This is a genomic window from Paraburkholderia sp. Ac-20340, from assembly GCF_017104965.1.
GTDB lineage: Bacteria > Pseudomonadota > Gammaproteobacteria > Burkholderiales > Burkholderiaceae > Paraburkholderia.
This window is the reverse complement of sequence record NZ_JAAGPR010000004.1, coordinates 49,013-70,741: the sequence shown is the minus strand read 5'-3', so window position 1 is coordinate 70,741 and position 21,729 is coordinate 49,013. Positions and strand designations below refer to the sequence as shown.

Sequence of the window (21,729 nt, the reverse complement as noted above, 5' to 3'; positions counted from 1 at the left end):
TCATGGCACACACGAATTTCAGCGACGCCACCTTCTACAACGGCGGCGTCTACACGGGCGGCGCCACGCCGCATTACGCCGATTGTCTCGTGCTGCGCGGCGCTCGCGTGGCGTGGGTCGGCGCGCACGCGGACCTGCCGCGCGAACTGCGTGGCGGCGATCACCATGATCTGCGCGGACGCATGATCGTGCCGGCTTTTACGGACTCGCATGCGCATCCGGTCGAAGGCTTCCAGTTGACATGCGATGCCGATCTCGGCGACGCGCACAGTGTCGAATCGATCGTCGAAAGCGTGCGCGCTTGCGCAGCGGCGCATCCGCAGCGTTCCTGGGTGATGGCGGGCAACGTCTCGCTCGAATCGATGGGCGCGCAACTGAACCGCCACACGCTCGATACGATGGTCGCCGACCGACCGCTTCTGCTGATCGGTCACGATGTGCATTCAGGATGCCTGAACAGTTGCGCGCTGAAAGTGCTCGGCGTAGGTGCCGGGACGCCGGACCCGGAAGGCGGCATCTACGAGCGCGATGTGCACGGCGAACCGACCGGCGTCGTGCACGAAGCCGCGCTATACGGGCTTTTTCGACATCTGCCGCAGATGGGCGCGGAAGAGTCCGCGCGCGCACTCGACAAGGCGCTCGCGCAGGCGCATCGCTTCGGCATCGCGGGCTGGTTCGAGGCGATGGTGGGGCAGCGGCTTGTCGATGCCTACGCGCGTGCGCGCGATTCCGGTGTGTTGAAAGCGAACGTGAGCCTCGGGCTGCTGGTTTCGCCGAACATGCCGATCGCCCCGCAAATCGAAAAACTCAGCGCGTGGCGCGCCGCGCACGACGGCGGCCGCTTGCGCCTGCATACGGCGAAGATCTTTATCGATGGCGTGATCGAGAGCCGAACCGCCGCGCTGCTCGACCCTTATCGCGACGCTGCCCATAACGGCGAAGCGCACTGGAATCCGCAGCAATTGCGCGAAGCGGTATTTGCCGCAGATGCAGCAGGCTTCGATCTGCACTTTCATACGATTGGCGATCGCGCTGTGCGAATGGCGCTCGATGTACTGGAGGCGCTGAACCGCGAACGCGGCCGACGTGATCGCCGCGCGCAACTCGCGCATGTGCAGATGATCGATCCCGCCGATGCGCCGCGATTTGCGCAGACCGGCGCGATTGCGTCGATCCAGGCTTTGTGGGCCGATGTCGCGCCGGATCTCGCTTCGCTCTACGAGCGTTTGCTCGGGACGGAACGCATGGCGCGCCAGTACGCGTTCGGCGATCTGGTGCGCGCGGGCGCGATGGTGTCGGGCGGCTCGGACTGGCCGGTTTCGACGCAGAACCCGCTCGTGGCAATCGAGCACGCCATGCGCCGCGCCCGCACTGGCGATGCGCAGGCGACGCCTTTTCTGCCGGAGCAATGCGTCGATCTCGCGACGATGTTGCAAGCCTATACGCACAATTCGGCGTACAGCCTGCGCATGGACGAATGCGCAGGGATGATCGCGCCGGGGCGCGCGGCATCGTTCGCAGTGCTTGAGCGCGATCTGCGCGCGTGCGAAGCGCATGAAACCGGTGCGGTGGAAAACCGGCTGACGGTATTTGAGGGGGAGGCGGTGTATGGGGCGCTTGATTGAGGGCAACGCGCGGGCGAATGGGTGCAGTCCCATCTGCAAGCCTATGCGAGGTCTACGGCAAGTTCACGCGTACGTCGCCGGAAGCAACGGTCACCATCACGAAACGTTCGGCGCTGCGGCAGCGCTTTGGCACGCAGGCCGCACGTATTTGCTAGCCTGCAATGATCGATTGGATGCAATGCTTGAAGTCTCGCAGCGGCGTTATGGTATATCTTCATTCCCGCCTAATCTGAGAGATCAAAATAACGTGAAAACGACGTCGTTGATTCTGCTTGCATGCGCGTTTATCGCAGCGCCGGCCTCGGCTTATGCCAAAACCGGGCGGTGTCTCCTTGAGGTGAACAACAAGACTTATCTCGACGGACCTTGCGAAGTGAAGATCGAGAAAGGCGGTACGTTCACGATCGGCGTATCAGATAAGCATCCGTCGAAGTATTTCGCCTATGTATTGATGGACGATGACGGCGCGCATGGCTACTGGAATGAAGAACCCGGCGCGACCCATGCACACTCGGAACTCGGTCTCCTGAAACGCGATGGCGCTTGCTGGGTGAACGACACGGCGCGGGTGTGCGCCTGGTAGGAACGGCGTCGCAATCGTGCCTGAACGTTGCTGGGTGCGTGCGTTCCCGCACGTAGGTTCGCCCGTTCGCTGGCCCCGCAACCGGCGGCCAGCGAACGGCGTCTGCTTTCCGGTCAGGTCTGGATCGTATCCATCACGTTGGCCGGCGTGATGAGGTCAAACAGCACCGTAGCGGGAATGGCCGATGCGCCCTGATGCGCCGCCAGATACGTCGCCGTATCGCGCGCCTGCCGCGCAGCGATCGCCTCGCCCACCTTCACGACGTCCTGGTAGTGACTGAATACCGCCTCGCGCAACTGCGGCTCGACGAAACCATAGCTGTCCTGAAGAACGTCGATCGAAGGCTCCAGAACGCCACGTCCCAGCACGGTTTCGGGGTAGGGCCCTTGACCCGTCACGGAGGCGTTGATCTGCACATCCATGAACGTCATATTGCCGATGGCAGGATACGTGAGCGTCTGCGAAGGCAGGCAGGCGAGCACGTCGGCCGGCGTCCACTGCGATGACGGCTTGTGCGAAGGCAGTGGATACATCAGCGTCGAAGCATTCGGCACGAACGCGGCGTGGTTATACGCACCGTCGTTGACGACCGTGTGCTGCACCGAGAACTGCCAGATGAACAGCGTGAGCACGTCCTGCAATACGGCAGCGGTTTTGACCTCCGCCGGAAAGCGATGCGCAACCGGCTTGCCGTCGACGTGATTGAACGCCGGAATCAGTTTGTCGAAGAAGCGCTGCAACTGGATATCCGCTGCAATGGCCTGATCGCCGCCCGGATACTGGATCGACACGAAGCGCTCGACAAAGCGCGCAATCGCTTCGTACCAGCATCCCGCATCATGGACATAGGCATAGGAGAACGGCGTGTCGTCGACGCCACGGCGCTTGATATCGACAGGCAGCGCCAGATCGAGAAAGCGGAAGCGGTCGTCGTCGTAATACATCTTGTCCTGCAACTGATAATTGCCGATCCGCCCGCACGAGAAAATCAGATCGTAGATATAGCCGATGTTGTAGACGCCCGGCGCGCCATTCGCCGTGCGCGTGGCGGGGAATCCTTCGGCATACGGGTTGTAGCCGCGGTTGTAGATGCTCTGCTGGAACTCCACCGTCTTGACGACGTGCGGGCGCAACAGCTTGAATACCGGATGCTGCTGGAATGGCTCGGCGGACTGGGGCGCGGTGTCAGGATTGAAGACTTCATCCGAGAACAGCGCAATCGACACCATCGCGCAGATCTGGTGTGTCAGCAATTGATGAAAGCCCACGTCATGCAGCGACTGCCCCGCACAGTTGGTCTGCATCTTCGCCAGCAGCCACGCGTTGTCTGCGTTGCTCATATCGGGCGTGAACAGTTCGCCGTGTACATCGAGTTGAATACCGACGGGCATCAGTTCCTTGCGATCGTTCACAGTGAAGAAAACGATCGGTTTCGCAAGGTAGAAACCGACCGGGATCACCGTGCAGGCCTCCAGATAACGCCGGTAATTGGCCACGTATTGCACCGCGCCGTGGCGTTGCAGTGCGGCGGCGTCCACGATGCCTGAATCCGAAATCAGCCGGTCGAGATCGGCAGCCGAAACCTTTTCGAGCAGATTGGGCATGAAACCCGCCAATTGCTGGCGTGCAAATTCATCGTCGTCTTTCAGCCAGAATTTCGGCGCGGGAATGGTCTGGAAATTGTTGCCGTAATAGATGTCTTCCAGCATTTGCACGGCGTTTTCCGTATTCACGGACTTCGGCGGCTGCTTCGCGCGCCAGGCGACATTGTCGTCCCACGCGGCATTGAGCATTGCCAGCACCTGCTTGTCCACCGCCGTTGCTTTCATCGATTGGGGCACCGTGTCGTAGTTCGCCACGAATGCAGGCACCTGACCGTTGAAAACGTATTGCTGGTCGCCATAGATGCTCGGCGTGCCTTGCGCCGGTTTCGATGCGGCATTGCGATCGACTTCGTTGTACGCGTAAGCGTAGGTCATGACGGTGGCGCTGGCCGGGTCACCCTCGACATCGGGCGCCTCGAACGAACCCCAGGTCCGCTGCATCTGTTCGATCTTGTCGACCGCACCGGCATGCTGAAGAATATTCAGCACGGCGTTATAAGCCGAATCCAGCGCGCCGACGATCCAGCCGTGGTGAACCGAGCAACATTCGCCGGCGAAATTCAGTCGGCCGTCGAATTCCGGCATCAGCAGCGAAGGATAGAGTTCATTGAACTGGCCGGGTTTGAACAGGGCAAACGCGCCACCGCCCGCGTGTTCGTCCCAGAACCAGGTTTTGGTCGTGACGCCGTCGTTATAGCCTGAAAAACAGGCGTAAACGTCGACATCCGGATAGAGATACTGGATGCCTTTCAGACATTCTTCGATACGCTCCTTGTCGTCGAGCGCGCCGAGCTTGCGTGCGTCCAGCGCCCAGCAATAGACCTGCAGCACGCCTTGATCCGCTGCATAACCGTAAGACGGGTAGATGATCTGCCGGTTGGCGCGGTCGGTCGCGGCCGCGCCGTAGCCTTGCGTGCGTTGCTGGCGTTCGCCGAATTCGGTCCAGAACTGGCGTTTGAAGGTCAGAAAGGCCTTGAACGACGCCATGTAATTGCATTCGCGGATCGCCTGCGCCTTGTCGAAGGAAATCCCTTCCAGCAGGTTCAGTTCCGGTTGCCCGTTGAGGTACGCGCCATTGGGCAGGGTCGTCACGACATACGGATACGAGCGTTCGGTTTGCGTGCCGTCGTCGGCGTTGCGCACCGTGACCTTCATGCCGCCCTGGCCGTCGTTCAGATCCGGGTCGTGCCGCAGCGCGGTCACTTCATGGCGCAAATGCACGCGCACCCTGGCGGGATTGCGCACGCCAGTGTCGTGGCCCGCCGTTTCAGCGTAATGCGCCGATGCATGCGGCGGTTGCGCATCGTCCGTGAGATTGGGCGGATTGTAGCTATACGGGCCGCCAGGCTGCGCGGGCAGCATACCCACCTGGATCTGCGCGGCGATGCCTTCTTCCATCGTCACGGCGTCCTGCAGGTCGAGCACGGCGCGGCATGCGTCGGGGAAGCGCTGCATGCCCTGATCGACGGTCAGCATGTAGATGTTGGGGTCCTGCGGGCGGTATGGGTCCTTGCTGCCGCCCCAGTCATACACGGCGATCACCATTTCGACGAAGGAAACCGAATACATGCCGCTGCCCACATTGGTGGTCTCGAGATAATTGGCTACGGACCAGGGCAGCAGATCGGACTTCGCGCCCATGGCCGGATCGTAGTATTCACCCAGATCGCCGAGACGGAATTGCGTCGTCAGGTAATCCCACATCGAATACTGATCGAACTGCATCAGCAGATCGAAACCTTCGGCGAAGGAGCGGTTGATCGCTTTGAGAAAGGGATCGTTGACCTTGTCGAGCACGATGTTGATCGGCAGATAAGGATCGGCACCGTGGTCATGTTTTGGCGTGACCCAGACCGCGGGCACGTCGCCGCCGTGATCGACGCCGAAATTGAAACTATCGAGGCCGGATTGGGCCAGCGTCGTCGGCGTGGCCATATTGTTGTAGCGCAGCCGCTGCTCGGGCGAACTGTAATAGAACTTGCGCCAGAAAACCTGCTGTTCGTGCAGGCCGTTGCGTGCCAGCACGGCGTTGACCGCCAGCGCCAGTTGCTGGACCGGCAGCATGTCCTCCGAGAATTGCGGCAGACGCATGCCACCCACTTCGCCATAGAGGCCGGCGCGTTGCACGTCGTCCGCATGGTAGTCGCGCGAATACCACGTATGAATGCGGCCGCCGACGCGATCGCTGGCTTCGAACACTTCGAATTCGATACCCAGCGACTGCAGGATCAAGCCCGCGAACATGCCGGCGAAGCCCGCACCGACGATCCCGACCTGCGGCGTCTGCGTCGTTGCGCCCAGCAGGTGAGCAGCGGGTCCGCGCGTGGCGCGCAGGGTGGCGGCGCGGCTGCGCTGCGCCTCGACCACGGCGCGGTAATGCGCGCCATGATTGGCCAGAATCCAGCGCGAAAATGCCGCGCCCAGCGAACCGCGATGCTGGACCTGGCGCGGCGGCGTGACGGTCGCGGCATTGAATTGCAGAAAGCTCATGATGGCTGCTCCTTCTCCGGGATGTTCAGGGGATCGTTGTGTTCGCCTGGCCGAAATTCATGGCTGACGGGGTTCGATGCAAATGCCTATCCGGCCGATGTCGATACTCGTGCCGGTCTGTAGCGCGGGATGCGGACGGACATAGAGTTCGAATTGCGTCGCGCCGCGCGCGATGGCCTGCCGCAGCGCGCTCTCGTGTGCGCCGATATCGAGAATGCAGACCATGCCCCGATCGGGGGCTGTCGACGTTGCGCGACGCAATCCGTAGAGCGCGACGCTGCCCATGAATAGCGCGCCGTGCTGGCCGGATGTCGCGGGATCGGGATCGCGCAGGTAGACCTGCAGGACCGTGGCGTCGAGCGTGCCGCGCACCTGTTCCAGCAGCAGATAGAAATGCGTGCTCGCCGCCGCGTCGGCGTCGGCCAGCAGCGCGGCGGCATCGTCGTCGATGCGCACTGGCACTTCCACGCCTGCGGAGTGCACGACGATGGCCGTCTTGCTCGCTGCAAGGGCGCGCAGAGCGCGCGACCAGCCTGCCGTGTCGCCTGGATCGCTCATGACAAGGCTCCTTCCTGCATGGGCCGATCGGCGCGTGGCGCGGTCTCGCCGACGACTCGATGCCTGCGCGCGTGCGCGATTTCACGCTGGAGCAACTGACCCGCCACTCGCAGCCCTCTGACTCGCCACGCGGGCGGCCTCGGTGCATCGAGACGCTCGCAGAACGCCAGCAGGGCAACGAGCGGCATGAGCAGCAGATGCCAGGCCGGCAGCATGGCGGTCAGCAGCATCCACGCCCAGCAGGTGCCGATGCACCACGAGCCGTGCGCAAGCCCGAGGCGCAGTGCATCCACGTCTGCACGCAGCCCGAATGCGGCCAGCGGCCGGTGCGTATGGCAGCGGTTGAGAAAGCCTTGCCGTAACGGCGAGCATTGCCAGATGCCCGCGATCAGCAAGGCAAGCGCTGCTGGACCGTACCCGCCCGCGGTCATGGCGGAAAACGCCCGCGCCAGCGCACTGATCGCCAGGCCAGGGATCAGCCAGATCGCCGCGAAGCCCACCAGAAAGATCAGGGTCGCGCGCCCGCGCCGTTGCGCGAACACGCTCACCTGAATATGGGCGATGGCGGGCAAGGTCATCGGCGCCATCATGGCCACGATCATCAACAGCCAGCCGAGGCTGGCCGATACGAACCAGCCAGGCGTCAGCCACGGCAAGGGCGTCACGCTGCACAGAAAGTCCGGCAGGCCCTGTGCGGACCGCCATGACAGGGCTGCGAGCGTGATCCATGCCGCGAGGCTGGCGCCCAGGACGCTGAATCGCACGGGAGCGAAGGCGTGTCTGTTGTGGATCATGGGCCGCCCGGTCAATTGGGCTGGCGATAGACGCTCACGCGGCCCACTTCGATCGTGGACTTCTCCGGCAGCTTGCGGTCGGGCAGCAGGCTCACTTCGAGGTTCGAATTCGACAGCGTGCCGGCCAGATACTGCTGATCCAGCGAGGGCGTGATGTCGAGCACGAAGGTCAGGCCGCTGCCGCCGTGTGCGCCGTTTCGCGCACTCGCGCGCCGCAGACCGAACAGCGCGACATCGCCGACATGGTGCGCGCGCAACTGATCCGGGGTATCGGCTCCTGCTGGCAGATTCACGTAGACGCAGAGCACGGTCGAATCCAGCGTGCCGCGCACGTTTTCGAGCTTCAGATAGACGCGATCGGGCGGCGCAGAAAGCGAGGCCGCCGCGAGGCTCTGGGTCACGCGCTTTTCGACGGCGGCGTCCAGATGCACCGTGACAGACACCGCCGTACCCGTACCCTGCACGTCGATTGCGCTCGTGCTGGCGCCCAGCAATTCGGCGCTCGCGTGCGTCGGCGCGCGGCTCGTCGCGGCCAGGACGGCGTGAGCTTCGGGCGCAACGGTTACACCGAGGCGATTCAGGCGCATCAGGAGCGGCGCCGTGACAGGCTTGGCCGGAACGGACAGGTCTTGATACGAGTAGTCCAGCGCGGCAAGACTGGTCATGTCCGCAGGGGTATAGACCCAGCTTTCGCTATTGGGCATCGGCATCACGAACTGGCGCACCGGGCCTTTGAGCCATTCCGGCGAGCTGGGATTCGTGTTGCCCGCCTCATTCCAGGAAGCCCACATGCGATCGATGTTGCAGTGGTGCAGATAGAAGATGGGATCGAGTGCGGCGGTGCCTGGATCGGCCATCAGCCCGTAGTTGGTATCGGTGATCGTGCCGCCCGTATACACGTGCACCAGATCGTGAGGATTGCTTTCCATATTCCCATGCGGGCCGCCATCATGGGAAAACCCGCTTTCCGGGCCGCCGTATCCCGGCAGCGGCGTGGCCTGATTCGATCCGGTGTAAACGGTGTTGTTCATGCAGGCGGCCGTAACTTCGCCGCGCGTCCAGTTGTCGTCGGGGCCGTGATTTTCGGCCCAGCGATCGGTCGGAACGTAGATATCGCCGTCACCGTCGGGACCATAGCGCATCGTCACGAAAAGCGGATTGGCCGATCCGTCGGGCAGTTTCTGCTGCGCGAAAGCCGGCGGCATTTCGGCGTCGGCGCCTTGCTCGCCGCCGAAGTAATTCCAGTAGGGCAGCGCCCAGCTCGACGGGCCGCCGAGGCTCACGATGTCGGCGCGCAACTGGGCTTCCAGTGCCATCAGATAGCCGCGATGCCAGGGCAGAAAGTACCAGCTGCCGTGCTGGCATTGATTCCAGAATTTGTCCTGGGTGGCCGCGAGCGGCAGCGGTTGCGTGGGCACCTGAGGCGGGCTGGAGATATAGCCCCAGCCAGGAAACGAAGGCGGGGACGGATACCACGGATTGGACGTGTTGACGTATTCGCCGTGCATGGCGGCGAAAAACCACCAGCTGGCGGGATCGTCGAGGCTGCGCGACATCATCTTCCCGACTCCCTTCGCATACCAGAGAAGATCAGGATTGCTTAGCGTACCGCCTTCATTCCAGGCATCGTTGCGAACATAGCTGACCATGTTGAAGCATCTCCTTGAGAGCGTTTTGAGGCGCTGTAGCAGTGCAACTGCGAGGTGGAAATCAACGGCTGACGCGCACCCGTGCGATCGACTGAGCGCTTGACGAGGGTGCACGCCGCCTTGCAAATCGATGACGCCACGAGTCGGGCGCAGCGCGATTTGCAATGCGTTGGGCATCAGGAAAGCTGGGGTTCGGAGAGTAACTGCGCGATCTGGACTTCCCCGATAGTCCTGCGTGATGAATCTCTGGAATCTGCCGACGGAACGATGACTTTGGGTCTCTGAGTCTTCTCTTGCGTTTCTTATGACGAAAATATAGCCGATGCCGGGCGTCCCGCAGATGGCTGCGTCGAGTTCCTATCCAGGTTGATAGGTGAGGGAGAATGTCACCGGGCGGACGTATTTCAATGCGGCGGCGGGCGTTTTTTGCTTACGTTGCCCTGCCGCATCGTTGCGACGTCATGCTTGCTGGGTCGCCGCGATGGTTTCGCGGCGACCGTAGGCGGAAGAGGATTGAAGCGCTCAGTTGGCGAGCGACAGTGTAGGCGGTGCCAAGGTGGCGCGTGGCCAGTTTAGTCTCGAGCAGTGTCGATAAGGTTGACTGATTTTGGCTCAGATTTATTGGAGCCAGCAATTCAGGCGGATGACGCGTTTATGCTTGACCTTCGAGTTGCTTGTTACGCGTTTCCGGCAAGAAAATAGCGACGATAAACACGACGACATAAGACGCCGCCGCCCATACGCCAATAGACTTTGCCAGTCCGACGGACGCACTGGTGATGCCGACGGCCGCCGGCACGAGCGACCCCATGCCGCGACCGAAGTTGTACGAGAAGCCGCCCGCAGACGCGCGAATCTGCACCGGAAACAATTCGGTGAAGCAGGCGCCCATGCCGGAGACAATGCCGGACTGGAACAGGCCGACCGGAAAGCCCAGTACCAGCAATACGGGCAGCGGCAGATGAAGCTGTGTGTACGCGAGAACCGTGAGCGTCGCGCCGGCGGCTGATATCGAGAAGGTCCAGCGACGACCGATGGCATCGCTCAAATACGCCATGCCTACATAACCGCAGAACGAACCGAAGATATTCACGGCGAGATACATCGTCGTGAGATTGACGGTCAGGCTCTGTGTCTCCCGCAGATACGTTACGAGCCAGGTGAGGATCGTGTAGTTCCCACCGAGCGCGCCGGCCGCCATCGCTGAAGCGAGCACGGTGCGTGGCAGGACGTTGGGGGCGAAAACCTGCGCGAACGTATCGAAGAGACCAGTTTGTGCGCGAAATTCCGCGGCCGATTCGAATGCCGAAGATTCATCGACATTGCGACGCATCCACAGGACCAGCAGGCCCGGCAGGATGCCCACGAGAAACAGAATGCGCCATGCGTATTGCTCGGGGAGCGCGCTGAAGAGTCCCCAGTACATCAGCGCGGCAAGCGCATAACCGACTGGCCAGCCGCTTTGCACGCATCCGACTGCGCGGCCACGAATGCGCTTGTCGACGACTTCGCCGATCAGGATTGCGCCTGCGGCCCATTCGCCGCCGAATCCGAGCCCCTGCAGGCTTCGGGTGAAAAGCAATTGATGAAAGCCATTCGTGAACGCCGACAGGCCGGTGAATAGCGAAAACCACAGAATGGCCAGTTTGAGCACCCGGACGCGACCGATGCGATCCGCCAGGACACCGGCAATCACGCCGCCGATGGCCGAGGCGACGAGTGCGGACGTGCCGATCACGCCCGCCTGGGCCTTGCTCATGTGCCACGCCGTCAGCAAGGTTGGAATCACGAACGCGAAAAACTGCACATCCATGGCGTCGAGAACCCATCCGAGAAAACAAGCCCAGAACGTGCGTTTCTGGGAGGGGGCCATGGTGCTATACCACGTCTGCATAGGTTGATCTCCAGCGCAGGCTTGTTGCCTGCTTTGTTCTATATCGATGGTCGGAGAAAACTCCGATCGTGAACGGCTTGTGACTGGAATTATGCGGCGATGCCTCGTAGCGACCCTTGCGTTTGGCGCATAGCAGATATGCGCAATGAGACTATGGCTGCTGTAGCAAGGTTTAATCGCTTAGGTTTTATAGCGGCGCGGGGACGGTCAATATCTGGCGGATGCTGGACGCTTTGGGGCAGGCAAAGCGTATCCCGAGTGTCGCGATTGCCTGGCATGACATCATAGGCTGATGAATCCTCGGGTATCGCAGTACGTGTTTCACTCGAGGTGAGATAGTTCGTAATCCTATTGGAATGTGGCGAGGCGATTTTTTGATCGTATTCGACAGAATGCGCGCTGCCTCGCGGTGCGATCAGCAGCCATTTGAGTTCAGCGGCTGCGATCGCGGCAAAAGCGGCTTGCTTTGGGCGGCGGAAAGGCAAATATCAATGTTCACGTTGCCTTCCTGTCGTATCTGAAAGCGCTGGCGGTACGGTTTCCCGCTTGAGACATCTGTTTCAACCGCACCGAACCGAGCTGGTTGGCGCTTTGCGACAGGCAATCATCTGTTTTTGTTGGGAATGACAAAATGTCCCGTCTGATCGCGCTCATATGCGACATTGTGCTCAATCCATGAGGTCGGCTGACCTGGCTTATGCGGTGACTCGCCTCGCCTTGGCCCAGATTACCTTATTGTCGGGTATTCGCTGAGTGCCACCGACTAATCACGGGCGGGGATTGCAAAATTGCGATGCGAAGGCGTCGAGCAGGGCGTCCGGGTCACTGTTTGCCGCGCCGATGAAGAATTGCGCGGCTCTCGCGAACAGATCGTCTTTGAGCAACGCGAGGGTTTTGGGTGTCTGCAGTATGGCGCGTACAGCAGCGAGCGTTTCCGGCAGCGCGATGTCCCGCGCCTCGCGCGCGAGCATGCCGGCGCACGCGATTTCGATATTGTGATCGTTGGATTCCAGCAGATCGTGGGCCACGTCAAAGACGCGCCTGGTGTTGCCCGCGTGAGAGTATCGCAGTAGCACGAACAGCAGATCGGACGCATCGGTGTTTTTGGTCGTGCGGCGATCCTGCCAGGCCATAAGCTTCAGCAGGACATACGCAGGGACGGTGACAACCGGCACCACGACGCCCTCGCCGATATTCACCGGCTGCGCGGTGTCGACCGCTTCCTGGAACCCGAGAACGTTCATGATGAAGTCGCCGTCGGGCGGCCATGCGATCGCACCGGGCGGGGCTTCAATCGGTCCAAATGGCACGAGGTCCAGCTGGGCGCCGAAGGCGTCGCCGGCGCGCCTGAAGATCAGCTTCTGCTGTGCCTTCGCATCGCGCGTGAACTGGCCGCTCGCAAGCAGATGCTCGATCAGCCGCTCATGGAAGTCCCAACTGACCGCGCACACTGCCACGTCAACGTCGCGTGTGGCCGTGAACGCGCGCACGCCGTGGAGGTGTTCAAACTGGATGTCCCGCGCGGTGGCGCCCGCCAGCACGAATCGCGTCGCCAGTTGAGCGCAGGCCGCCTTGACTGCCGCCAGCAGCGCGATCGTGAGCGGTGGCATCGGCCGCTCGGCCGGAATGCTAACGATGGAGGAATCGCTCATAGATCTTCTCGGCAACGTAGTGGTTTCGGCTGTCGGTCGAGGCGCTCAGGTCCGCAAAAATCAGCAGGGGATGAACGACGCCTGGCGGCGTGCCCCAGAGGTGTTCCGTATATTCAGGCCAGAAGGCATCGAGGATCTCGATGTCGCCGGACGGGTCTGGGCGCAACATGGCGTGGCGCTTCAGGCCGTTGCTGGCGCCGCCGTGCGCGTAGATCGTCACCGATGCCGCCTTGTTTTCGTGGGTGAGGACTTCTGCGGCACTCTCGCCGCCCAACCGGGCCTTGAATTCGGACAGATTCGCGCTTTGCCACCACGCGAGCTCACGTTCGCTCTTGAAGCGGCGTGCGCCGAGCCTGGTGCGGAGGCCCGTCGGGTAAAGCTTTGCCCAGTCGATGACGAACTGCTTCCTGTCAGGGATCGTCCGTTTGCCTTTTCGCATGGCCACGAGCCTGCGCGCGATAAGGTCGTCGACCGCGAGATTGACGGTGTTCAATGCGACCGCGGAAACTTCAGCGATCGTGCGGTAGGGCTTCTCCACGAGATCGGGCTGCGAAGCAAGCGCAAAGGACACCTGGAGGCCTTTCGGCGTGGTTGAGCGCGATGTCGTGTCCGTGTGCCTGATTTTGGGCCGATCCCGACCCGTGATCAGGATCGTCGCCTCGGGCTCGTTGAGGAAGACGTTTCCAGCGGTATCGAGGAAGGGGATATCGGCCTGGATGAGTCTTTCGGCAAGGGCCCGATTAATGTGGTGTTTGACCAGGATGACGGGCCGCCCGTCGGGAGCGGGCCGCCGATGAAGGTGGGGGTAACCGCTTGATTCCGTTCCCCGGGAAATGACGGCGGGCATGTCGAACTGTTTGTCGCGCACGGAGAAGCGAATCACTGGGTCGGCTGACTCCGCCTTCGTTTCAGTGTCCGGCAACGGCTCGGCACTGAAACGCTGCGTGACCTCCGAAAAGGCTTCGCACGCGAGGTTGAGCGCCGCCATATCGGACGCGGACAGGCGGTCGGAAGTTGCCATGAGGGAGTCCTTCTGTACGTTTTAAGACTAGTGTATGTTAAAAACGTACATGATTCAATGGGCGTACAGAAATCGCGATAGGAAGCTTCTGGAAAGGGATGTGTAGAAGTTTTCGAGTGTTTTGTACGCTGTATAGATAATGTACGTTTTAGGCGAACATGTACTTTGTAGCGTACATGGGTGGGCTGGTGACGTTCATGAATTGCTGCGGCGCGCCCAGTCTTCGTCATCGAGGACGGGGCGGTAGAGGCTGTCTACGCCTGTGTCGGCGAGTTGTGTCTCAAGCACAACGGTGTGGAGCAGAGCGAGCACGTCGTGCTGCACGGCCGCGTCATTGCGGCCGAGTCGTTGTGCGATCTCACGGATGGACAATGGACCTGCGCCAGTCATCGTCCTGATGAGGCGTGCTGCGGATTGTCCCTCACAGTCGCCAGTTCCGCGGCGTGTGATCTGCCTCGATCGTCTTCGAGGCCAGCAGGGAAGAAGTGCCGCATCTCCATTCGCGGGCACAAGCGTGGCTGATGCGTGTACGCGCTGTGTCGGGAGGCTCCAATGCGCTGCGGTTCCGGACCCCGGCGCAACTGTTGCATCGACACGCCGCGAGTGTCTACAGGAATGGAGATTCGCAGCGTAATGGCGAAATTCGTATCTCGAACATCTTGTGACGCATCTGCCCAGATCCGCGCGGGTCCTGTCGACCCCGGTCGGTCGCTCGGCGTTCTACAAAGCGGGCAATGGTTGGTTACGGCCCATTGCTACTGAAGTTCAGCAAGACGATCCCGGATATCGCGGTAACTAATCCGATCACCTTAACTGCGTTAAACGATTCGTCAAACCACACGATAGCTAAAGTAGGCGAGCGGCGATGCAATCATATGCCAAATCAGTCTTTCGCCAAGTTCGACGCTGATACGGTTCGTGGTGTGTGCGAACACGTAACCAGAATATCTGACGCGGACGATGCTTTGCTTTTTCGCTGACCGAACGCGTCCAGCAGGCTATCGATTGATATCAATTAGGATAGAGTGGGATACTCAATATGCCTTTTTGAAGCCAGATCGTGACATCGGTTAGCGTGACCTTTGCCAGCCCCTGATTCGACCGCAAAGTCAGTTGGCAATAGTTCTTGTTACCTGCAGCAGCAATATGCGCGGCGAACCCCTTCTTGGTGCCCGTAGGAGGAATGTCTGAAACGGTGAGGATGTCGGAGATGGTTACCCAGATATTCGCGCGGGTATCGGCGTACACCTTAATGCCTTTGGCATTGTAGTCGGAGCAAATCATCATGGCTAAGGTTTTTCCCCATACCGTGATGGTAGGGCACTTTACTCCCGGAACGAATTGCACCGTGTCATCTTGGTAAATTTCATGAAAATCGTGTTGCTTGCTGTATTTAAGAATTAATTTTCCATCGAAAAATACATAGCACGTATTTTTTGCTATATGTCTGAGTAAGTCGGATTTAATTGCTTTCTGTTTTGCATAAACCGTTTGCCGATCAGAATATCCAGCGATACTGTCCAGTTCTTCTGTAAGTGGATCGAGAAAGGTTCTGGATTTGTTGATTGGCGTGCGGGGATGCTGCCAGTCAAAAACCCGTTTGCTATATTTATTTTGACGTCGCGCTATTTCTTCTTGCTCCAAAGCTTTAGTGTCTTTGACGATCGAAGAAGCGACCATTGCAGGGGAATTCACGTTAGAACTGCTTGCTTCGGGAGATAACATCGAAGGCGACAGCTTGTTCATCTCCTTATGCCAGACTATCGTGCCCCCAAAGATCAAGATCTCGGGATACTTGGCGCTGAGCTCCGCTAAGCCTTGAATGATTTGATTTTTCTCATGCTCTGGATACGAAACGGCCTTGAGGCGATACTCTGAGTCGTGCTCATACAATCTGAAAAGGTATTCAGGGGCGACGAGTACCGCAGTAGGGTGAATGCCGCCCAGAGGGACACCGTTGTAGGGCGTGAGATTCGTACAAGCCTTTCTGGCATATTTGAGTTGCTCTTCAAGCTGATCCAGGTGCTTTTTCCAGCCAAGGTTGTAGCCGCGTTGAAAGCCAAAATTTTCGTGCCAATAGAATACAGGGATATCCAGCGTGGGCATGTCGCAATTCCGTCAAGGTAATTGAAAAAGGGAAAGTACGTGAAACGGCGGAACGATTTTTTTCGATTCGTACATTTGTATCTAGAATAACGACCTGTTCAAGTCGGCTTGACATCGCTTCGAGCTACGGAATGAGCACGGAAAACTGGCCCGCCTGAACAATTTTGATCAGTCCAGCCCAAGAACACATCAGCGTCGCCATTGCATCGAGGGCCGGCATCGAGCCGATCAGCACCGTAGGCGCTCCGCCGGGAATCCATGGCCCGGCTGGGACGGGCACGCATGGCATCGGCGTAAGCACACCAAGCGCTGCGGCAGTCGCCGCGATCACCGCTGGATTCGACGGACTCATGCACATCGCGAAGGGCGCGATGTTCAGAATCGGCGCATTGTCCATGATCGTGGCTGCCGGCATGCCACCTGCCATCACGCGATTCACAGGCAGCACATTGAGCACGCCAGGCGCCGCACCGAACGAGCATTGGAGCATCGCGCCCGAACAAACCTGCGGACAACTCATGAATTTCTCCCGTTGAATTGCGCCTGCATCAAGCAGTCCGATTCGATGGCTGGCCAGTGCCCGTAGCCTGGCCGTCCCACCATTGCTTCCAGCGCGACACCGGTTTGCCGTTTGCGCCAATAACGCGGCCATCGTCGCTATATCGCTCCGCGTGTTCGAGTGGTTTTCCGCTCGCATACGGCTGCCTCAGCGCAAGCTGTCCATTCGGATGAAAGCGTTGCAACAGACCCTGTAATTTGCCGTGCCGATAGTGAGCCTCTTCAAGCAGGGTGCCGTCCATGAGCCACGTCCGGCACGTGCCGTGCAACTGACCTTGTGCGTAATGCGCCTCGCGTTGCAGACGTCCATCGGGAAAGTAAAAACGTGCCTTGCCTTCCAGCTTGCCTGCTTGATGATGAACTTCCGCCGATGGCGTGCCTTCCGCATTGAAGTACGTCGCTGCGCCGTTCAGCACGCCGCGCTCGTAACGCAGGATCGCCGTGATGCGGCCTTCTGTCTCCACGCGCACGGTGCCATGCAATGCGCCGCCAAGCGTCGTGCCCGCCACGCGTGCATCGTCGCGTTCAATGGTAATCGGCTGGAGTTTTTCCATCGCGTGTCCTCAATTGAGCTTGACGATGCCGCCCTTGACGGTGAGCATCGCGCCACCGTCCACGGTCTGCTCAACGCTGCCTTTGTTCGTCAGGCTTTGTGCCTCGTTCGACAGCGTGCCGCTCGACTTGTTGGTCAGTGCAGTACCGGCCTCGTTAGTCAGTGAAGTCGCGGCCTGGTGCGTCATCGACGCATCGCTTTTCGCCGCATATGAACCGGTGCTTTGAATGGACAACGAGCCGCCCACCTTGATGGTGAGATTGCCGTCGATCGTCAGCGTCATATCGCCCGTCACGGTTTGCTTGAGCGCGCCGCCTACCGTGCGTGTTTCATCGCCGCCAGCTTTGACCGTGCGCGTGCCTTTTACGTCGATGGTTTCGCCGCCGGTCTGCACCGTCATGCTGCGATTTCCCTTTTCGATCGTGAGCGTGTCGTCGCTTTCCTGGATCGTATGGCTGCGCGCATTTTTCACGGTGCGGGTTTCGTCGTGTCCAATCGTTGCGCTCGCATCGTTTAGTACATTGACGTTGAGATTTTTTTGCGCTTGCAGGAAGACTTCTTCGCTATCTTTCTTGTCCTCGAAACGCAATTCATTGAAACCTGCGCCGCCCGGCGAGCTACTGCTTTTCAGGCCAGATTGCGTCTGATTGTCAGGCAGCGCGTAGGGCGGCAGATTCGCACCGTTATAGACGCTGCTGGTGATCAGCGGCCGGTCGGCGTCGCCGTCGATAAAGCTCACAACCACTTCGTCGCCGATGCGCGGCATGAACTGCATGCCGAATCCCTTGCTCGCCCACGGTTGCGCAACGCGAATCCAGCATGAACTCTGCTCGTCGAGCTTGCCTTCGCGATCCCAATGGAACTGAACTTTTACGCGTCCGTACTGGTCGGTCCACAATTCCTCGCCGCTTTTGCCGACGACAATGGCAGTCTGTGACGGCATGAACGGGCGGCGCGTGGTGCGTGGCGCGCGGTAATTGACCGAAGCTGGAAAGGCTTCAAAGCGGTTGCGATAGCTCGTGTGGTCGGCTTCATGCACGACGCTGGCCACAACCCATTCGATATTCGCGTCCGACGATTCATGGCCCGACAACGTAAATCGATAGCCCGGCGTGAGCGCGCGGCAGTCGCTTTCGCCGGTGAGCAGGCGCGTGCTCGCACGCAAGGCGTCCACGCGTTGTTTGGCGAGCGTCGAGGCATCGTCGCTGGTTGCGAAGCGGCCCGGATATTCGTACACGGCAAGGTCGTTCTGCACGGACTGCGCCTGCGAATACAGTTGCGCGGAAGGCGTTTGCCATGCGTAATCGCCGTGAGAAAAAGTTCCGGATGCGGTTTGCTCGACGATTTCGCAATAGAGAATCTGGCCGCTTTCGCGCCAGTTGCCAGCGTGACCCGCGAGCGGCGCGCAACTCAGTGTGGCTGCGCCAGGCAGCGTCGCAAAAGCGTCGTTGTTATCGGCAATCACGAGCGTGTGCACGCCGTCCTGATGGCGAAAAAAGTAGAACCAGCCTTCTTCTTCGCACAGGCGACTCACAAACGCGAAGTCGCTTTCACCGTATTGCACGCACCATTCGCGCGCGACGGGCGTGCCGGTGAGCGACAACGTGTAGTCCGTCATGCTGTGGCCTGCGAACACCGCCTCGATGATCTGCGAGGCTGTCTTGTTCTGGAACACGCGGTTGTTCTGCGCCAGTGTGAGCAGCCAGAGCCACGAGCGCAGCGTTAATGCAAAATGGCTCGCGTCCACGGTGGAGGGCAGTTGCGCGGCGCGCGTGCAGACTGCATCGACAAGACGCGCGTTCTCGCCCCACGCAAACTTCAACGTCGCGTGCTGACCGGGCATGCCGCCAGGCGCGGGCGGCGGCATCGCGCCCAGCGCACGTACGCTTATTTCGGCGGGCGCGCCGATGCGCTCGTCCACCGTGACCTGTGCGGCGAACAGGCCGGTGAAGGCACTGCCGCCCAGTTCGATGCGCGTATCGGTGTCGGTCAGGGTCGGTCGGTCCATGAGCAGGAAAGAGAGCGTGTTGAGGAAATCGGCGAGTGTGCGTAGGTCATTCCAGCGCCCATTGGGCCAGCGTGCCGACAAGCTCGTTCATCAGCACATTGTCGATTTCGCGTGCGCCCGAGCCACGGCAACGCGCGAGCACGGCGTCGATGATTCCGGCATCGAATGCAAACTGCTTGCCGGTTGCGTCGCGATAACGCACGCGCAACTGTTCAAGCTTCTTTTCGATGATGATGCGCACGGCCGGATCGTCGAGCGCGACGTAGGGCACGGCGGTCATGCGCGCGAGAAACGCCGGACGAAACGCGTGCAGCAACGTTTCGCGCAACTCGCGGTTGAAACTTTCGCTGGCGAGCGCGCTGGCGGGCGTCTTCAGCATCAATTCGGCGCCGACGTTGCTGGTCGCCAGAATCACGGTATTGCGGAAATCGACCACGAGACCCGTGCCATCTTCCATCACGCCTTTGTCGAATACGTTGTAGAACGCTTCGAGCACGTCGGCGTGGGCTTTTTCGATTTCGTCGAGCAGCACGACGCTGTACGGGCGGCGCCGCACGGCTTCGGTCAGGATGCCGCCTGCCGCGTGGCCCACGTAGCCGGGCGGTGCGCCGCGCAACTGCGAAACCGTGTGCGCTTCCTGATAGGCCGCGAGATCGATCACGATGAGATTGCGCTCGCCGCCATAGAGCGCGTCGGCGAGCGCATAGGCCGTTTCGGTTTTGCCCACGCCAGTCGGGCCGACCAGCAGGAACACGCCAACCGGGCGCTGCGGGTCGGCCAGGCCCGCGCGCCACGCGCGTATGCGTCGCGCGATGCGCTCGAGCGCCGCGTCCTGTCCGACGATGCGCTGCGCGAGCCGCGTTTCCAGCGTGCGAACGGCGTGCATTTCATCGGCGAGCATTTTGCCTACCGGGATGCCGGTCCAGCCGGCGATGACCGCAGCCACGGTCTTCGAATCGACGCACACCGGCACCATGGGATCGTCGTCGCGGATCGCGTCGAGGCCGCTTTCGAGGCGTGCGAGTTCGGCGGCGAGATCTTCGAGCGCATCGGCGGCAGTTTCGTCTGCGCACGCCTGCGGCGAAGCACCTTGCGCATCATGCGCGGCCAGCCGCGCGCGCACCGCGAGAATCTCGCGCACCGCAGCCGCTTCGTCATGCCAGCGGGTTTCCAGCTCGCGCACCCGCGCCGCGTTGCGCGTGTGTTCCGCTTCGAGCGCGGCGACACGCTGCGTGTGGTGCGCGCCCAGCACCATTTCGGCCCGCAGACGCAATAGCTCGTCGCGCAATGCGCGCTCGCGCTGGCGCGCGCTTTCGAGTTGCACCGGGACGTCGTGCTGCGCGAGCGCGACGCGTGCACAAGCTGTGTCGAGCACGGCGATCGCCTTGTCAGGTAGTTTGCGGTCCGAAATATATCGATGCGAGAGCTTCACCGCATCGACGATCGCAGCGTCGAGCAGCGTCACGCCGTGATGGGCCTCGAAGCGCGGCGCCAGCGCACGCAGCATGCCGATGGCAGTGGCTTCGTCGGGCGCTTCGATCTGCACGAGCTGGAACCGCCGTGCGAGTGCCGGATCGCGTTCGAAATACTTCTTGTATTCGAGCCATGTAGTCGCGGCGATCGTGCGCAATTCGCCGCGTGCGAGCGCGGGTTTGAGCAGGTTTGCCGCGTCGCTGCCGCCTTCCGCACCACCGGCGCCGATCATTGTGTGCGCTTCGTCGATAAAGAGAATCACCGGCGCGGGCGCGCGTCGTACTTCGTCGATCACGGCGCGCAGGCGGTGCTCGAACTCGCCCTTGACGCTCGCACCAGCCTGCAGCAGCGCGAGATCGAGCACGCGCAGCGTGACGCCCGCGAGCGGTGGCGGCACGTCGCCCGCCGCGATGCGCAGCGCTAGACCCTCGACGATCGCCGTCTTGCCCACGCCGGGCGCGCCCACCAGCAGCGGATTGTTCTGTCGCCGCCGCAGCAGGATATCGACGGCCAGGCGGATTTCAGCGGTGCGTCCGACAATCGGGTCGATGCGTCCCGCGCGTGCTTCGCCGGTCAGGTCGATGGTGTACTGATCGAGCACGGAGCGGGCGGGCGACGCCTGCGCGCGCGGAGTTCCGGCTGTGGACGTGTCCGGCAACGGAGCGGCGCTCGCGGGCGAGGCGGGCGTATCGGCAGCATTCGCCGGTATCCATGCGGCGAGATTGCTGCGCAACGATGCGCTGGCCACACGCAATAGCGAAGGCGCGCCTAGCGTCGTGCGTGCGCGCAGGTGATCGTTATCGAGCAGGGCGATCAGCAGCACGGCGGCACTGACATTCGGGCGTTGCAGGACCACATTGGCTTGCACGAGCGCGTCTTGCAGCCACACCAGAAGATCGGGCGAGAGCGTGGGCGTGCCTTGATTGCCGCGCGGCTGGCGGGCGAGTGCGTTGTGCAGTTCGGCAATCGGCGCTGTGCGTTCAAGCCCGAAATGCGGCAGCACGGCGGCCAGTTCGCCATTCGGCGTTTCCAGCAGCGCGGCGAGCCAGTGCTCGATCTCGACGATGAAATGCGTCTCGCGCAGGCAGTGGTGCGTTGCCCGTTCGAGTGCGTCGCGCGGCTCGCGCTCGAGGCGCGCCATCAGCGTCTTGAGATCCATCG

The 21,729-nt window shown here is 61.1% G+C and carries 14 protein-coding genes; 2 read left to right on the top strand and 12 right to left on the bottom strand.

Annotated elements, in window-relative coordinates; genetic code table 11:
- Window positions 1-2 precede the first annotated feature (2 nt).
- Both G3N59_RS07620 and G3N59_RS07615 read left to right on the top strand, forming a co-directional pair.
- A complete protein-coding gene (locus tag G3N59_RS07620) occupies window positions 3-1,625 on the top strand; it encodes an amidohydrolase (RefSeq protein ID WP_205981960.1) in 1,623 nt (540 codons plus the stop codon).
- A gap of 178 nt (window positions 1,626-1,803) precedes the next feature.
- Window positions 1,804-2,208 carry a hypothetical protein gene (locus G3N59_RS07615; RefSeq protein ID WP_205981959.1) on the top strand — a complete coding sequence of 135 codons (405 nt, stop codon included), beginning with the start codon at window positions 1,804-1,806 and terminating at the stop codon, window positions 2,206-2,208.
- Between the two features lie 113 nt (window positions 2,209-2,321).
- Here the strand turns inward: G3N59_RS07615 and G3N59_RS07610 are convergent, their stop codons facing one another.
- The 12 genes from G3N59_RS07610 to tssH form a co-directional block, all read right to left on the bottom strand.
- The gene (locus G3N59_RS07610) at window positions 2,322-6,302 is read right to left on the bottom strand and encodes an FAD-dependent oxidoreductase (protein ID WP_205981958.1); all 3,981 of its coding nucleotides are present in this window, start codon (window positions 6,300-6,302) and stop codon (window positions 2,322-2,324) included.
- Between the two features lie 57 nt (window positions 6,303-6,359).
- Window positions 6,360-6,860: a hypothetical protein gene (locus G3N59_RS07605; protein WP_205981957.1), complete on the bottom strand. Its 501-nt coding sequence runs from the start codon at window positions 6,858-6,860 to the stop codon at window positions 6,360-6,362.
- Window positions 6,857-7,654 (bottom strand): DUF2182 domain-containing protein, encoded by a 798-nt coding sequence (locus G3N59_RS07600; protein ID WP_205981956.1) that lies wholly within the window; start codon window positions 7,652-7,654, stop codon window positions 6,857-6,859. The genes G3N59_RS07605 and G3N59_RS07600 overlap by 4 nt, the downstream gene beginning before the upstream one ends.
- Before the next feature lie 11 nt (window positions 7,655-7,665).
- Window positions 7,666-9,303 (bottom strand): tyrosinase family protein, encoded by a 1,638-nt coding sequence (locus tag G3N59_RS07595; protein WP_205981955.1) that lies wholly within the window; start codon window positions 9,301-9,303, stop codon window positions 7,666-7,668.
- A 652-nt stretch (window positions 9,304-9,955) separates the two neighbouring features.
- The gene (locus G3N59_RS07590; RefSeq protein WP_241023256.1) at window positions 9,956-11,176 is read right to left on the bottom strand and encodes an MFS transporter; all 1,221 of its coding nucleotides are present in this window, start codon (window positions 11,174-11,176) and stop codon (window positions 9,956-9,958) included.
- A 788-nt stretch (window positions 11,177-11,964) separates the two neighbouring features.
- Complete coding sequence (locus tag G3N59_RS07585) at window positions 11,965-12,849, bottom strand: nucleotidyl transferase AbiEii/AbiGii toxin family protein (protein ID WP_241023255.1); 885 nt, start codon at window positions 12,847-12,849, stop codon at window positions 11,965-11,967.
- Complete coding sequence (locus G3N59_RS07580; RefSeq protein WP_205981953.1) at window positions 12,827-13,870, bottom strand: type IV toxin-antitoxin system AbiEi family antitoxin; 1,044 nt, start codon at window positions 13,868-13,870, stop codon at window positions 12,827-12,829. The genes G3N59_RS07585 and G3N59_RS07580 overlap by 23 nt, the downstream gene beginning before the upstream one ends.
- Before the next feature lie 1,011 nt (window positions 13,871-14,881).
- Window positions 14,882-15,976, bottom strand: coding sequence for a hypothetical protein (locus tag G3N59_RS07575; RefSeq protein ID WP_205981952.1), 1,095 nt, complete (start codon window positions 15,974-15,976; stop codon window positions 14,882-14,884).
- Window positions 15,977-16,100: 124 nt separating this feature from the next.
- Window positions 16,101-16,496: a DUF4280 domain-containing protein gene (locus G3N59_RS07570; RefSeq protein ID WP_205981951.1), complete on the bottom strand. Its 396-nt coding sequence runs from the start codon at window positions 16,494-16,496 to the stop codon at window positions 16,101-16,103.
- A gap of 28 nt (window positions 16,497-16,524) precedes the next feature.
- The gene (locus G3N59_RS07565) at window positions 16,525-17,088 is read right to left on the bottom strand and encodes a toxin-antitoxin system YwqK family antitoxin (protein WP_205981950.1); all 564 of its coding nucleotides are present in this window, start codon (window positions 17,086-17,088) and stop codon (window positions 16,525-16,527) included.
- A 9-nt stretch (window positions 17,089-17,097) separates the two neighbouring features.
- Window positions 17,098-19,095 (bottom strand): type VI secretion system tip protein TssI/VgrG, encoded by a 1,998-nt coding sequence (gene tssI / locus G3N59_RS07560; RefSeq protein WP_205981949.1) that lies wholly within the window; start codon window positions 19,093-19,095, stop codon window positions 17,098-17,100.
- Window positions 19,096-19,141: 46 nt separating this feature from the next.
- Window positions 19,142-21,727 carry a type VI secretion system ATPase TssH gene (gene tssH, locus G3N59_RS07555; protein ID WP_205981948.1) on the bottom strand — a complete coding sequence of 862 codons (2,586 nt, stop codon included), beginning with the start codon at window positions 21,725-21,727 and terminating at the stop codon, window positions 19,142-19,144.
- Between the last annotated feature and the right edge of the window lie 2 nt (window positions 21,728-21,729).